At 39.2% G+C, this 14,823-nt stretch carries 17 protein-coding genes; 10 read left to right on the top strand and 7 right to left on the bottom strand.

Annotation, left to right across the window (positions count from 1 at the left end; genetic code table 11):
* Window positions 1–221: 221 nt before the first annotated feature.
* On the top strand, window positions 222–1,400 hold the full coding sequence (locus DET59_RS02435; protein WP_113967988.1) for a D-alanyl-D-alanine carboxypeptidase family protein: 1,179 nt from the start codon (window positions 222–224) through the stop codon (window positions 1,398–1,400).
* A gap of 42 nt (window positions 1,401–1,442) precedes the next feature.
* On the opposite strand, the gene yidC is transcribed toward DET59_RS02435, so the two are convergent.
* Together yidC and DET59_RS02425 are read right to left on the bottom strand one after the other, a co-directional pair.
* Window positions 1,443–2,183 carry a membrane protein insertase YidC gene (gene yidC / locus DET59_RS02430; RefSeq protein ID WP_113968048.1) on the bottom strand — a complete coding sequence of 247 codons (741 nt, stop codon included), beginning with the start codon at window positions 2,181–2,183 and terminating at the stop codon, window positions 1,443–1,445.
* Between the two features lie 54 nt (window positions 2,184–2,237).
* On the bottom strand, window positions 2,238–2,519 hold the full coding sequence (locus tag DET59_RS02425) for a hypothetical protein (RefSeq protein ID WP_113967987.1): 282 nt from the start codon (window positions 2,517–2,519) through the stop codon (window positions 2,238–2,240).
* Between the two features lie 168 nt (window positions 2,520–2,687).
* On the opposite strand from DET59_RS02425, the gene DET59_RS02420 reads away from it, so the two are divergent.
* Together DET59_RS02420 and DET59_RS02415 are read left to right on the top strand one after the other, a co-directional pair.
* Window positions 2,688–3,065: a fluoride efflux transporter FluC gene (locus tag DET59_RS02420; RefSeq protein ID WP_113967986.1), complete on the top strand. Its 378-nt coding sequence runs from the start codon at window positions 2,688–2,690 to the stop codon at window positions 3,063–3,065.
* Window positions 3,055–3,414 (top strand): fluoride efflux transporter FluC, encoded by a 360-nt coding sequence (locus DET59_RS02415; protein ID WP_113967985.1) that lies wholly within the window; start codon window positions 3,055–3,057, stop codon window positions 3,412–3,414. Before DET59_RS02420 ends, DET59_RS02415 begins: the two co-directional genes overlap by 11 nt.
* A 73-nt stretch (window positions 3,415–3,487) precedes the next feature.
* On the opposite strand, the gene DET59_RS02410 is transcribed toward DET59_RS02415, so the two are convergent.
* Window positions 3,488–3,943, bottom strand: coding sequence for a cupredoxin domain-containing protein (locus tag DET59_RS02410; protein WP_113967984.1), 456 nt, complete (start codon window positions 3,941–3,943; stop codon window positions 3,488–3,490).
* Between the two features lie 171 nt (window positions 3,944–4,114).
* On the opposite strand from DET59_RS02410, the gene DET59_RS02405 reads away from it, so the two are divergent.
* The gene (locus tag DET59_RS02405) at window positions 4,115–4,465 is read left to right on the top strand and encodes a DUF1033 family protein (RefSeq protein WP_113967983.1); all 351 of its coding nucleotides are present in this window, start codon (window positions 4,115–4,117) and stop codon (window positions 4,463–4,465) included.
* Window positions 4,466–4,504: 39 nt separating this feature from the next.
* Here DET59_RS02405 and DET59_RS02400 read toward each other — a convergent pair whose 3' ends face one another.
* The 3 genes from DET59_RS02400 to DET59_RS02390 are packed head-to-tail and all read right to left on the bottom strand — an operon-like array spanning window position 4,505 to window position 8,280.
* Window positions 4,505–5,644 (bottom strand): Ger(x)C family spore germination protein, encoded by a 1,140-nt coding sequence (locus tag DET59_RS02400; RefSeq protein ID WP_113967982.1) that lies wholly within the window; start codon window positions 5,642–5,644, stop codon window positions 4,505–4,507.
* Window positions 5,641–6,753 carry a GerAB/ArcD/ProY family transporter gene (locus tag DET59_RS02395; protein ID WP_113967981.1) on the bottom strand — a complete coding sequence of 371 codons (1,113 nt, stop codon included), beginning with the start codon at window positions 6,751–6,753 and terminating at the stop codon, window positions 5,641–5,643. The genes DET59_RS02400 and DET59_RS02395 overlap by 4 nt, the downstream gene beginning before the upstream one ends.
* Before the next feature lie 12 nt (window positions 6,754–6,765).
* On the bottom strand, window positions 6,766–8,280 hold the full coding sequence (locus DET59_RS02390; RefSeq protein WP_258549542.1) for a spore germination protein: 1,515 nt from the start codon (window positions 8,278–8,280) through the stop codon (window positions 6,766–6,768).
* A gap of 412 nt (window positions 8,281–8,692) precedes the next feature.
* Between DET59_RS02390 and DET59_RS02385 the strand changes: the two genes are divergently transcribed.
* The 4 genes from DET59_RS02385 to recQ all read left to right on the top strand — a co-directional run bounded on the left by DET59_RS02385 (window position 8,693) and on the right by recQ (window position 11,832).
* Window positions 8,693–8,824, top strand: a complete 132-nt coding sequence (locus DET59_RS02385) for a YuzL family protein (RefSeq protein WP_113968047.1) — start codon at window positions 8,693–8,695, stop codon at window positions 8,822–8,824.
* Window positions 8,825–9,062: 238 nt separating this feature from the next.
* Window positions 9,063–9,278, top strand: a complete 216-nt coding sequence (locus tag DET59_RS02380) for a cold-shock protein (protein ID WP_113967979.1) — start codon at window positions 9,063–9,065, stop codon at window positions 9,276–9,278.
* 155 nt (window positions 9,279–9,433) lie between these two features.
* Complete coding sequence (locus DET59_RS21950) at window positions 9,434–9,565, top strand: hypothetical protein (protein WP_258549541.1); 132 nt, start codon at window positions 9,434–9,436, stop codon at window positions 9,563–9,565.
* A gap of 137 nt (window positions 9,566–9,702) precedes the next feature.
* Entirely contained in the window at window positions 9,703–11,832 is a 2,130-nt protein-coding gene (gene recQ, locus DET59_RS02375) for a DNA helicase RecQ (RefSeq protein ID WP_113967978.1), read from the top strand.
* Between the two features lie 44 nt (window positions 11,833–11,876).
* On the opposite strand, the gene DET59_RS02370 is transcribed toward recQ, so the two are convergent.
* Window positions 11,877–13,478, bottom strand: a complete 1,602-nt coding sequence (locus DET59_RS02370; protein ID WP_113967977.1) for an ABC-F family ATP-binding cassette domain-containing protein — start codon at window positions 13,476–13,478, stop codon at window positions 11,877–11,879.
* Window positions 13,479–13,701: 223 nt separating this feature from the next.
* Between DET59_RS02370 and DET59_RS02365 the strand changes: the two genes are divergently transcribed.
* Window positions 13,702–14,142, top strand: a complete 441-nt coding sequence (locus tag DET59_RS02365) for a ferritin-like domain-containing protein (RefSeq protein ID WP_113967976.1) — start codon at window positions 13,702–13,704, stop codon at window positions 14,140–14,142.
* Between the two features lie 123 nt (window positions 14,143–14,265).
* The gene (locus DET59_RS02360; protein ID WP_113967975.1) at window positions 14,266–14,694 is read left to right on the top strand and encodes a DUF4395 domain-containing protein; all 429 of its coding nucleotides are present in this window, start codon (window positions 14,266–14,268) and stop codon (window positions 14,692–14,694) included.
* Window positions 14,695–14,823: the final 129 nt, after the last annotated feature.

Raw genomic sequence — 14,823 nt, 5'->3', positions numbered from 1 at the left:
GATACGATTTAATGAGCAAAAAGGTTTCATATTCATACTCTTATTTTATTGTAAACGAAGGTGAAATGGAAATATAGACACCTATTATTACAAAGTCTGAAATCGATGTCAGGATTTGACACCATTCTTTCAATTTCTTAACATTTCTCAGATTCATGATTAAATAAAAAACATTTTTGATAGAATGGGTAAGTACATTGACAAGACAGGTGTGTGGATATATGAAAAAATGGTTCATTGTTCTGATCTTATTCTGTTTTACTGCCTCTATCGTATCAGCACAAGAAAATAATGTGAATAAACCTAAAAATATCATTAGTGATTCGGCTATCATTATAGATTCTAAAACAAAGAGTATATTGTATTCGAAAAATTCGACTAAACGGATGAATCCCGCAAGTATTACAAAAATTGCTACAGCTATTTATGCAATCGAGCATGCCAACCTGAATGACGAGGTGGTAATAAGTGAGAAAGCAAGTAATACAGAAGGCTCCACCGTTTACTTGGAAGCAGGAGAAAGGGTTTCTTTGGAGCAGTTGCTACAAGGGCTGATGGTCAACTCCGGTAATGATGCAGCGGTTGCCATTGCTGAACACACCGAGGGCTCCGTTCAGCAATTTGTTGAAAAATTAAACGTTTTTTTAAAAAACGAAATTGGCGTAGAGAATACGAATTTTGAAAACCCTCATGGACTGTTCGGTAAAAATCATTATACAACGGCTTATGATATGGCAGTGATTACTAGCTATGCTTTAAAGAACAAAAAATTTCAAGAGCTTTTTAGTTTGAAATCAATTGATTGGTCGACTGAGGGATGGAAGACTACTCTTTATAATCATCATAAGATGGTGAAAGGGGAACTTCCTTATCCGGAAGTGACCGGAGGGAAGAATGGGTTCATTGATGAATCCAAACATACGCTTGTGACTTCAGCTGAAAATAAAAATCTCTCTCTGGTCGTTGTTACGATGAAGGCTCAGTCCAAGAGAGCTATCTACTCAGATACCAGAAAACTACTTGATTATGGATTAAGTGGTTTCACCAGAAGCTCTATTCCAAAGAATTCGGTCTTTCACTATGAGGATACTTCTTTTGAGCTTGATCAGGATTTCCAATTTACTCAGCCTGCGAATGGGAAGTTTACTGAGAGCCTGGATCGAAATGGAGTATTAACACTATATAACGAAGATCAGGAAGAAATGGCTTCAACAAAGCTCAGTCCTGTGATGAAATCTCCCGTAACACATAAAAACGCAGTTGCTTCGAGTGAAAGCTCAGGATTATTTTTCGGAGATGAATTACGTCAACAAATCCTTTTTTACCCATTTTTTATTTACATGATCCTGCTTTTCATTATGGGAATTTCCATTTTCAGAAGAGGATCTGTCAAAAAATAATCTTTTAAATGTAAAAAAAGGGAGCTTGCGGGCTCCCTTTTTTCATTGACTTTCTTGTTTTTCTAATGATGGTTGATGATGATAAAGGGTTTTACCAATCAGCGTTTGTAAGATGAGAAATGCCCCTCCCACTGTCCAATATAGGGGTAAGGCAGCTGGCGCATTAAATGAAAAAATAAAGATCATAATGGGCGAAAGATAGCTCATTATTTTCATTTGGGCCTGCTGTTCTGCAGGGATATTCATCAAAGATACCCGAGCTTGGGCTAAATAGACCAAGCCAGCAATAATGGCCATTATATAGTCCGGCTGCCCCAAATTAAACCATAGAAACGAGTGGCTTGCGATTTCAGATGATGACCGAATCGCATAGTATAACCCGATCAATATGGGTGTTTGAATTAACAAAGGTAAACATCCCATATTAAGAGGATTCACTCCATGTTTTTGGTAAAGCAACATCATTTCTTGCTGCAGTTTCTTCTGTTCATCTTTATCTTTCGCTTCTTTTATCTTTTTTTGCATTTCCGTCATCTCCGGCTTTATTAAAGCCATTTTCCCTTTCATATCCTGTTGATTCTTATACGTTTTAAGCATAAAAGGAAAAAGGACGAGACGTATGAAAATGGTAATGAGAATGATCGCAAGACCAAAGTTTCCATCCAGGAAGGTACCTATTTCATGGATGAGAAACGAAAATGGGTTAACAAGATAGTCGTGAAAGAACGCTCCTTCAGTTGTTGCACTTTGACACCCTGATAGAGTGAATAATGTAAGTAGCATGATGAATGAAATTTTTCTCAATGATAATTCCTCCTCTGTATAAATGCTTGTTGGTTAAAAACAAACAGAAGAGGATTCTTCGTCATTATCGGTATGATAAAATTGAAATTTCATGCATGTAATGAACCTGATCCCGATAGGAATAATATCACTAGCCTCAACGCACTTGGCAATGATATTTGGTCCTTCAGCCCTCTTATCATAGGGTCGTACGTATAGATGAAATGTACCAGGGATGTGATTCCAAATCATAGCGACGATAAATAGTAATACTATAGTTAAATGTAATGGACTAAAGTAAAAGTCTACTAAGTCTTGTATAATGATAAATGTCACTGGAGAAGACTCCTTCAATTTACTGATAAAATGAATGGTTAAAGCTTAAACTCTATTCCAGTTAAAGTATACAGCTAAATGGAATAAGAAACTATGGTAATTGTACATACGAATAAGTGAACAAAAGGATTCAAAAAAATAATTTATTAAATAGGGATGTTATACAGGATGAAATATCTATTAGTCGGGATAGGTGGAGCGTTAGGAAGTTTGTGCAGGTGGGGAATTAGTTACCTCTGGACGATTCAAAATGGATTACCGTTTGCGACACTAACGGCGAATCTCCTGGGAAGCTTTCTATTGGCTTATTTCTATAGTCGATGGTCTTCTAAATATGAAAAATCGTATTTACTTATTGCAACAGGGTTCTTGGGATCTTTTACAACTTTTTCGACACTTAGTATCGAGTTGATCACCTTTATATTGCAGAAGCAGTGGGGCATGTTTTTCGTGTATATGACCATAACTTCTTTTGGTGGGGTCCTTTTAGCATGGCTGGGTTTTGTCTCGGGAAGAAAAGGGAAGGTGATCAGTCATGGGCGTTAACATATGGTTGATAGCATTAGGGGGAAGCGTTGGGGCAATCGGACGGTATTTGGTTGCGAACGCCGTTAAGCGGTGCAGTAGTTCGTATTTTCCGAAAGCGACCCTGTTGGTTAATGCATTGGGTTCTTTATTTTTGGGGCTATTGGTTGGAAGTGGTGCCGAAGAGAATGCTATGTTTTTTTTCGGAATCGGAGTGTGTGGAGCATTTACTACTTTCTCAACCTTTAACTGGGAGGTATTGAGGCTTCTCCAGGGGGAAGTGAAAATGGGGCTCTTTTATTTCTTCGGAAGTTATTTCGTTGGAATTGTATTTGGAGTGGCTGGATATGCAATGGGTATGGCATTTTAAGATGATGACATACCCATTTTGAAAGATTCCCAAGGGGCTAAATCCCACCTTTAGAGAGCCCGCAATTCATCCATTAATCAACCACTATATACGCAATCATTGGACCATTACGATCAATGGTTTCATGTGTTTCACAAATCAGTCTATACGTTCCCTCTTTTGAGAACGCCACATTTACTACGGTTTCTTCTCCTTTTTTCACCGTACCTTTAATATCCGTTCCCTCAATATAAAATGGATGTTCCATGCCGTTTACTCCGTATATCCGTAATTCTACAGGCACCTCTTTTTCTACTACAATCGTTCCAGGGTCCCATCGATAGGACTCAATCTTTTTTCCTGAGGCTGTTTCAGACTTGAATTCCCCAGTGACCAGCTGGATTACTTGTTTGTCACCCGTTTTATCTGATAATGAGACGGTAGGATAGGAGTTTTTAGAGGATAATGCCCATATCGTCCCGACAGTAATGATCATAATGGTCACTAATATGGCGATGATGGAGCCTTTCTTCAATACAATAAAATTCAAATGTTTTTCCTCCCTTTTATTATTAACCTTGATCAACATAGGTCTTTTCTAATAAACCTATGCTTGTACAGGGGGGAACTTGTCAATAATTTAGAGTAGTATAAGTTAAATATTTTTCTTTCGTTCGTATTTTATGTACAATTTGGACATGGAAAAAAGGAGGGTGAAGCATTGAATAATACATGGAGAGTCATGACAACAAAAAGTGATGCAGAGCCTTGGTGGTTTTTTGAAGGCTGGAAAAAAGATATTGTTCAAGAGTGGACATTTAATAACAGGGATGAAGCAACCGAAAGGTTTCTTGAAGAAATGAGACGATTGAGTAAAAGCTATCGTAAGTCAAAAAGTAAGAGGTTGCACTCAATTGCTTTTTGGAACCCGGGTGAAGAGTTTTTTTGCGAAGCGTGTGACGATGATCTACAGGTCTATTACGGTTTGATTATCTTCGAAGGTGATCAACCGATGGAAATTAACAATAAGTCAATCATCGATGAAATCGCAGAACGAATTCCACAGGAATAAAAAAACAGGTCCCTCTTAATTGGATGGACCTGTTGGTTATTAATCAATTACTCCTGTTCGTATGATTTTATTCTCTACTTTCACATGAAAAGAAGCATCTTTGTACAGTTTATCCCACTTTTCCCTCGATAAATCTTCGTGTCCCCTTATACTTTTATACTCCGTGCCAAATCCGATTGGATCCGTCCCTTCCTCTTGAAGCATCAAAATAATTTCTTTGATGTTTTTTTCGATATAGTCCCCAATCTCACTTTCAAGCAATCTCAACGCTTTTGGATCTGACAACTTCATTTCTTCAGACATTTCGAGTAAACGTGATTCGATCTTCAATTTCACTTCAAAGGTCGGTGTTGCTTTTTTCTCTGCTTTTACCTTATGAGATGATTTTATACTATCAATCATAATATAAACCTTATCTTTTTCTTGGCCAAGATGAGCACTTGTTAAGTAAGGTTTGAACTTTTCTAATGGTAGTTCCACTTCGACACTGCCGGCATTATAATCTTCCATAAGAGATCGAATAAAAAAAATCTTGTCTTTTTTAATCTCTTTAATGAATTTATCCCTTGTAAACAATGCGAATCCATCCACTCCAACCTTCCCGTCTGTTGCCTTTAGCAATGGCAGGATGGGGTCTTTGCCAACACTGCCGTAATCGGTGATGAATTCTTGGAGTGTTGGAGAAACCAGCAACTCCGATTCAACGTTTTGCCTGACCAAATTATATAAGTACGTCCCCATATTCGAAGGTCTTTCCGTCATTTGATAATTCAGGATTTGTTCGGCAGTCGTATCAGCTATTGTCAAGTACACCATATTCCCAATGGAAGAATCCCGTTCCAACGTATCAACCAAGTGGGAAATCCCTTTTTCCGCAAGCTCTCTTCCGTAAACTGTTATCCTCAGCTGCCCGGAAACAAGCTTATGATCGGTTTCTAAATTCTGTGAGAGACGGATTCCTTTACTGGTCTTTGACTTACTTATAAGGACCTTTTCAACATCCTGCATGGCCGGGTTAAACTGATAGAGTACCATCGTACCGGTTATTTTTTCATCCTCAGCCTGATCATATCCAACTGCAGTGATCAATCCAAGCTTTTCTAAATATTTTTGCTCCACGCAGCTGCTTAAGAAACATGTACAAAGACAAAGCAGGAGGAGCATGATGTTTCTAATCATACATCTACACCCTTTTTCTTCTTAGAAATGTATTTCAATTTAACCAGCATGAACAGGAAGCATGGATAAACGAACGAAAGAATAAAACTAGTAGTACCAACTTTGTCTGTAATGGTATTCATCGTGATACGATCCTGCACGCAAAGGGATAAAATCCAAAGCAGGATAGCGAAGAGGTAGATGGCTTTTTTTTGAGAAACATTAAATGCTCTTTTCATTCCTCTAGAAGCTGTCCAAAAATAGAGACAAATGTTTGGAAGGATGACGAGCATCCAGAAAGAGACGGCGATGAATTCGAATCTCTCCAAGTTTGGGATCCTCAATATCTTGAACATGGACAGGACTGGCCAGATAGTCTTTAAAAGGGCATCTTCTGAGAAAAAGCCGATACTTACAACGGTCACAACCGTAAAGAGAAAGGTGGAATATCCTGCACCAATAAGGCCATATCTTAGTATTTTTTTCTTTTCCTTGATGTAAGGGTACACAAATAACACCAATTCAAAGCCAATGAGGGTAAAGCTTGATTTATATATGCCCATCAGTATCTGTTTGGGGGAGGATGTTAATACAGGTTGAAGATGATTGAAGTCCATATATTTAATGGGGGTGTAGATCATGAATACTAACCAGAAGGCAAGGATGAGTCCTAAAAAAGCAATTCCGACGACTACCCGGATTCCCCCCAACACACAATAAACCATTAAAAAAATCAATAACGCCATCAAGAGCCATGTGGGCATTTTGGGAAATATCCAGGCTTGGACCATCTCAATATAGTTCATTAAGATCACGTAGGTGACACTGAGATAATATCCAATGTAGAGAATGTTAAATCCTTTGCTGATCCATTTCCCATAAACATCCAAGTGAATGCCGTACAAGTCGGTACTATCGTAAGTTTCAAGCATTTTTACCATGAGATATAGAACAATCGAAACGAGAATTCCAGCTAATACGACAGAAATCCATGCGTCTCTGTTCGCCTCCATGTAAATGACTCTTGGCAGCCCTGCAATCCCGACTCCCGTTTGGGCAGTGTGTAAGATAAACATGATCAAAAAGGCATTAAACATTAACCGTTCCTTTGGATTCACATTAATATTCATACAATTCATCCTTTACTCATCAACGTCTTTCTTCTCTTTTGCTTTCTTCTCAGGGATTCTTCCCTGATCCATGGGGTGATTGGAGATGGGACGTTGGACTAAATACTGATAGGGTAAGCGGAATAGACTGTATTTGAAGTCTGCAAACCTAAATGGGTAAATTGGTGATAGATAAGGTCTGCCTAATGTTGTCACTTTCAGTAAATGAATGAGAATGAAACAGAGGCAAAACATGATTCCCACACCACCGTATAACCCGGCCATGATGATGATTGGGAAACGGATGATTCTCACGGCTGTTCCGATTGCATAGCTTGGAGCAGTGAAGGAGCCCAAGGCGGATATCGCGATGATAATAATTAAAATGTTACTGGTGAACCCAGCTTGCACTGACGCTTGACCGATGACGATACCACCTACAATCCCCATGGTTTGCCCAACCTTTGTTGGTAATCTTGCTCCAGCCTCTCTTAGGAGCTCAATGATGAATTCCAATAATAGAGCTTCAAAAAAAGGCGGGAATGGAACGTTAGATCGTGACTGACCTAATGAAACCAGAAGAGCAGATGGAATTACCTCGTAATGGTATGTTAATACCGCCACATAAGCAGGTGTCAATAGGATGGAGAAGAAGATTGCCACAAAGCGAACCAATCTTAAAAACGTTCCCATATTCCATCTCATATAAATGTCTTCCGTCGATTCAAAGAAATTCATAAACGTAGATGGTCCGATGACCGCTGTAGGACTGCGATCGACAAGTAAACAGATCTTTCCATGAAGGAGTGAGATGGTACAGCGGTCCGGTAGCTCAGTTGTAATAAATTGCGGAAAGAATGTAAATGAATTATCTTCAATCATCTGAGCGAGTACTGTGGAATCAACTATACTATCAACTTCAATTTCCGTAATGCGCTGTCTAAACGTATTTACGTTCTCTTCTTCAGCAATGTCTTTTATGTAAACCATTTGAACTTTTTTCTTAGCTCTTGATCCAATCATGAATGTTTCAACACATAGTTTAGGATCATTAATATTAGAACGAATCAGATTTAAATTCTTCGTGATGGATTCTGTGAAAGAAATTTTAGGACCAAACACAAGGGATTCTGTTTCAGCTTTCTCCAACCCCCTTGTGCCCTTATCAGAAACATCCGCTAATATCCCATGGGTATCACCCTGCTTGAGTATATAAGCAGTTCCATTGACGATGTTATTTACAACGTCATTAATTTGATTCGTCTGTGTAAGTTTCGCAATATTAATCGTATCCTGGATCAGTTGATAATTCAGGTCACCTGTGGATTCCTCAAGTGGCCTGATGATACTGTCCTGCATCGCTGTAGTATTGATTAAATCATCAAAATATACTACTGCAAGCTTCTGTTCGCCTATTGTAATGATTCTGAATACCAAATCTTCACTGTTGCTTACCAGTGAAAGAATTTCTTTATGAAATGTTTCTATATCAAAGCTATGGGGGGACCCGTTTTCAATATCTTTCTTCACTTCTCTACGTCTAAACACAGAATTCAACACCCTAAACCTTAATTTATAGATTAGAATTCCCATGAATCCTGTTCTTAATCACAAGATGGGATTTTTTCATTAAGTCTCTTTTCGCAAAGATTATTGCTTTATAACAAAAGATCTGCTCCGGCTCTGTCAATCAGTGTGTGCTGGATGGTGAGGGGAACTGCTCCGCTTGCAGCTAGCGTTCGGCCGAGCCTCCTCAGCTTAGCCGAACGGGGTCTCGGCACGACCGTACTTCCGCAGGAGTCTGCGCAGTTCCCCTCACCATCTATAAGGAAATTCGACCTCTGCTCTCTTTGCAAATAGCATCAATGTTTATGAAAAGAGTCTTCATTAAAGAGAAAGGTGGTTGATTCATACATATTCTGGAATGGATTTGGGCAAGGTAGGAGTGGAGGTGAAGCAGATGAGCAAGAAGAAAAAAGATGCATCAAAAGCTGTGTTGGGTTCTTCTCAAGTGGAAGGACAAGGTACGACCAACCAGGAATTATCAGGTGGAGTAAAGGCCCCTTCTTCCAGAAACAGAAAGAAAAAATGATGAAGGATCTTTTTTCTTCCTTCATTACATAATGGTGCGTTTGTTACCTTTACTGAGGAGTTCATATATTAAATTGGAGTCAAGTATGGTATAATGGAAACAATCGCAGAAATTATACGATTACACTGGCTACACATAAATGACCACATACTATCTGCAGCATAAATTACCACAATCATTATTTTCCTGTTAGAAAGCATAGCAAGGAAATCCTACTTACCTTAAAGGAGGACGTTCAATGGCTTTTGGTCGTAGAAATCAAGTTGAGGAAGAAATTAAAACAGAGGATACAAAGATTTGGGCTTGTTCCGCCGAAGATTGTAAAGGCTGGATGAGAGATAACTTCAAAAGTGAAGATACTCCTAAGTGTCCGCTTTGTAAAGAAGATATGGTGACATCTACAAAGGTATTACAAGTTGTAGACAATCCACATCCTACAATTAAATCATCCTAGTGGATCGTAGAGAACCAATCTTATCTGATTGGTTCTTTTTTCTTGTCGAGGCAAAATGAGCATCATAAAATTAGGTGTTTTTGAAAAAATTATTAAACTCTTTTTTTATATTTGAATAGGATGTAATGTATTTATGTATTAAAGGAGGTAGCACCATGTCTAACAAGAAAGAGAAAGAAGTTAAAAGCTCTTCAACTGAGAGTAAAGATACTGTATGGGATAGCTTTTGGAAGCTGTCGAAGCCTGTTGAAGTAAATAAAGAAGAAAAAATAGTCAAGTGGTTTTAATCTAATGATAAGGCTGTACATTGCGTATAAGAATACGAATGTACAGCCTTTTGTTTAAAAAATGGGAAACCCTATTGGCACGTTCCCCGTTCTGGAATACAATAAAGGAATAGTAAGATCTATTGGGAGGGGAAAATGTGATTGTAGAAGCAAAACAAGTATTAAAGCAGTACTTTGGATACGACGAATTCAGAGATGGACAAGCAAGTATTATTGAATACATAATGGATGGAAAAAACACAGTAGGGATCATGCCGACAGGAGGAGGGAAATCGCTCTGTTACCAAATTCCTGCTCTAATGCTTGATGGAGTTACACTTGTTATTTCTCCACTCATATCTTTAATGAAAGATCAGGTGGATTCGTTACTTCATCAAGGGATTCCAGCAACCTACATTAATAGTACGCTATCGAATAGTGAAGTAGAGACCAGGATGGAAGAGATTTCTTCAGGTGAATACAAACTCGTTTATATTGCTCCTGAAAGATTGGAATCATTTGGATTCATCCGATTCCTCAATTCTTTACCCATTCCCCTGGTAGCTGTTGACGAAGCCCATTGTTTATCCCAATGGGGTCATGACTTCAGACCAAGCTATTTAGGGATTTATAACGCTGTTAATCAACTACAATCAAATCCCACCATTCTCGCCCTGACCGCGACTGCAACTCCACAGGTACAAGCTGATATCCTTCATCATTTACATATTCCAGATCAATATAAAGTATTAACTGGTTTTCAACGGACGAATTTGTTCTTCCAGGTTGTAAAAGGTGAAGATCGTAAGCGTTGGGTTGAAAGGTATGTACAAAAGAATCATCAGGATTCCGGCATCATTTACTGTGCAACACGGAAGGAAGTTGAAAACCTTTATATTTATCTTGATAAAAAGGGATTTTCCGTCGGGAAATATCATGGCGGGCTGCATGACACGGTAAGGCAGGAACAGCAGGAAGCCTTCCTGAATGATTCCATTACCATCATGATTGCGACCAATGCATTTGGGATGGGGATTAATAAATCAAATGTACGCTTTGTGATTCATTACCAAATTCCGAAGAATATGGAGGGATACTATCAAGAGGCTGGTAGGGCAGGTCGTGATGGAGTGGACAGCGAATGTGTCTTATTATTTTCACCTCAGGATATCCAGACACAGCGGTATATCATTGACCTAAATATCGTAAATCAGGAATTACATGATAATGAGATGCAGAAATTACGCGAAATGGTTGATTTTGTCCATACAGAAGCATGTCTGCAGAACTACATTTTAGCGTATTTTGGGGAACAAGTAGAGGAAGCATGCGGTCATTGCAGCAATTGCTTGGATGATAGGGAATCCGAGGATGTAACGAGAGAGGCTCAAATGGTATTATCCTGTATGATGCGAATGAATGAAAGATTTGGAACCTCACTCATCAGCGGTGTACTAACGGGGTCAAAGAACAAAAAAATCCTGGAATGGGGGTTCGATCGGCTTTCCACATATGGATTAATGAAGGAACAATCACAGAAGGATGTCGGACTGTTCATTGATTATTTGATTTCAGAGGGGGTCATACAAGTCGAGGGGGGGAGCTTTCCTATCCTGAAAGTTTCAGCAAAAGGCAAAGAGGTGTTAATGGGGGAAAGAAGTATAACGAGAAAGGTGCAGCCTACTGTTTCGGCCATCATTCCTAAAGAAGATGGCTTGTTCCAGACCTTGCGAACACTCCGTAAATCGATTGCAGATTCTGAAGGAGTCCCGCCATTCGTTATTTTCTCCGATAAATCCTTACAGGATATGTGTGTGAAGGTGCCGAAAACACCTGATGAATTCCTCCAAGTGAGCGGGGTGGGGGAAAACAAGATGATTCGGTATGGAGAAGTTTTCATCAAGGAAATCTCCTCCTTTTTAGATGAAAATCCAGAGCATGAAGTCGAAGTGGTCAAACCTGCACCACCACGTAAGACAGGTAAATCTGACACGGCTTCCTATTTAATCAGCTATGAGTTGTTCAAAGATAACTTGGATATAAAAAAAATTGCGAAAGAACGGGGAATGAGTACAGCAACGATTGAAAATCACATTATCCGAGCCTATCAGGAACGCATCACGAATGACTGGACCATCCTCTTTACAGAAGAAGAAGAAACACTTATTGAAGACGCAGTCCAGAAAGTAGGGACGGACCTCTTAAAGCCCATTAAAGAGGAATTACCGAAAAAAATAAGCTATTTTCAGATTAAAGGATACTTGGTTAAACATGGTCAATATGAATGAAAAAAAGCAGGTAGCATCAGGCTACCTGCTTTTTCTGGTTCACATTAAGCTTTCATGGAAGCTTTCATCTCAAGAAATTCATCATAAGTCATTTCTTTATCGATGACACCATCTTCGGTGATTTCAATAATGCGATTCGCAATGGTTTGAATGAACTGATGGTCATGGGAGGCGAAGATCATCGCACCTTTAAAGTTAATCAATCCATTATTCAATGCAGTGATAGATTCCAAATCTAAATGGTTTGTTGGTTCATCTAATAACAGAACATTTGATCCACTTAACATCATCTTGGATAACATACAGCGAACTTTTTCTCCCCCTGAAAGAACACTTGGCTTCTTCATTACTTCTTCCCCTGAGAAAAGCATGCGACCCAGGAATCCGCGAAGGAAAGTTTCACTTTCATCTTCCGGTGAGTATTGACGTAACCAGTCTACAAGCGAAGGTTCATTTCCTTCAAAGTACTTGGAGTTTTCATTCGGAAAGTAAGCTTGAGTTGTCGTCACTCCCCACTTGAATGTGCCGCTGTCCGGCTCCATCTCACCTGCAAGGATTTTGAAAAGAGTCGTTTTAGCAATTTCGTTGGCTCCGACAAGTGCGATTTTGTCTTCTTTATTCAGGATAAAGTTAACGTTGTTTAAGACCTTTACTCCATCGATCGTTTTTGTAAGACCTTCTACACGTAGAACATCGTTTCCGATTTCACGCTCAGGCTTGAATTGTACATAAGGATAACGACGTGAGCTTGGCTTGATATCGTCCAATGAGATTTTTTCCAACGATTTTTTACGAGAAGTGGCTTGTTTCGATTTAGATGCATTTGCACTAAATCGGGCAACGAATGCCTGAAGCTCTTTGATTTTTTCTTCCTTCTTCTTATTCTGATCTTGAGCCATTTTAAGTGCTAATTGACTGGACTCATACCAGAAATCATAGTTCCCGACATAAACTTGGAGCTTTCCAAAGTCAAGGTCAGCAATATGTGTACATACTTTGTTTAAGAAGTGACGGTCATGTGATACGACGATGACTGTGTTCTCAAAGTTAATTAAAAAGTCTTCTAACCACTGAATCGCTTGAATGTCCAAGTGGTTGGTAGGCTCATCCAGTAAAAGAACATCCGGCTTGCCGAATAGTGCCTGTGCCAATAATACTTTTACTTTTTCTCCACCTGTTAGTTCGGACATTTGTTTCGTGTGAAGCTCTTCGTTGATTCCTAAGCCTTTTAACAGGATCGCAGATTCTGATTCAGCTTCCCAACCGTTAAGCTCGGCGAATTCACCTTCTAATTCTGCAGCTCTCATGCCGTCTTCATCAGAGAAATCTTCTTTCATGTAGATGGCATCTTTTTCCTGCATGACTTCATATAAACGGGTATGCCCCATAATGACAACTTTCAGCACTTCATATTCTTCATATTCGAAGTGGTCCTGCTTTAATACAGCAAGTCGCTCTCCTGAACCCATTGATACGTGGCCGGTCTGAGCTTCGATTTCTCCTGAAAGGATCTTTAGAAATGTTGATTTACCAGCACCGTTTGCTCCGATAAGTCCGTAGCAATTCCCTGGATTAAACTTTATATTCACGTCTTCGAATAGCTTCCTATCACCAAAACGTAAGCTTACATCTGATACTTGAATCATGTGTGATATACCTCCTAATACTCAATCTAAAAGATTATAACACGCGAGTATGCTAAAAAGATAGAGTGTTAGCCGGAACAGTGAGAAATTCTTCAGCTTATAGTGAAGATGGCTCCTGGAGAGTTACGGCATCGATAAGAGCTAATGAGATGATGCAGAGCATCACTATGGATGGGCTTCTGGCATAGTCTGTAAAAGGCTATGCTTTAGGAGGAGATGTTTGATGTACGATCAATATCCATATTATTTTGAAAATCAGGATGACCGTCAAATCGATCGACAACTGAGAAGAGATATACAAAAAGCCATTAATGATGAATTTTTAGCTATATCTTACTATACACAACTGGCAGAGCTTGCACCGAATGATACAGCCAAGCTGGCAATCTTGGGAATAAGGCAGGACGAGATCCGTCACTTTAATGGATTTACACAATCGTACTTGCAACTAACAGGTCGATACCCACCCATTAATTTAGTCAATCCTAGAGACCTGCCTTCAAATTACCGGCAAGGGATAAGAGAAAGCATTAAAGATGAAAGTGAAACGGTATCCTTTTATTTGTCTATTTCCAACAGGCTTACCGAGCCAAGAGCCAAACGTAGATTTATGAGGGCTGCATATGATGAACAGCGTCATGCAGAAATACTAAGGAACCTATAAATGATGAGAACCGAAAGCAGCCAAAAAATGGGCGGGTGCTTTCGGTTTTTTCTTTTGATTTTTTCTGATGAATCCACTACACTATAATTACATAAATTCCAATCAGAAAGGTAGGGATTAAAAATGGGTTCACCTTCACTCAATTCAATACCGAAACCTTTAGTTCAATTAAATCAGTGGTTCATCGTTTCTACAGTAGCCATTTCATGGGTGTTTCAAATAGAATTCTTCATAATGCTTCCATTAATGGTGGGGTTATCAGCTATGATATTTAAGTTCAATCCCGTCATAAAGGCAGGGAGGAGTTTCTTAAAGAAAGAGCTTTCATCGTATCCTCCTGAAGACGCTGATCAGCAGCGATTTAACAACATGATTGCCGTGATTTGCTTAGGAGCAGCGATTATGAGTGCTCTGGCTGGGTGGAGTACAGGATTCTACCTTTTCTCAGGAATGGTATTCCTCGCAGCGACCGTCGCGCTTGGGGGATTCTGTGTCGGTTGTTTTATCCGTTTTCAATGGAAAAGGTTCCAATATAAAAGGTCTATACAGTAGCCTATTGACAATGAATTCCATACATCGTAAACTATTCATGAATTAAATTATTGTATACAAAGGGAGTATGTTCTATGTTAGGTGTCGTTCTTAACTAACCGTGAAATGAATACGGACATTTTGCAGGCA

The sequence above is a fragment of the Rossellomorea aquimaris genome (assembly GCF_003315075.1).
GTDB classification, from domain to species: Bacteria; Bacillota; Bacilli; order Bacillales; family Bacillaceae_B; genus Rossellomorea; species Rossellomorea aquimaris_C.
Note: the sequence above shows the minus strand (reverse complement) of the source record. Positions and strands in the feature narration are given on the sequence as shown.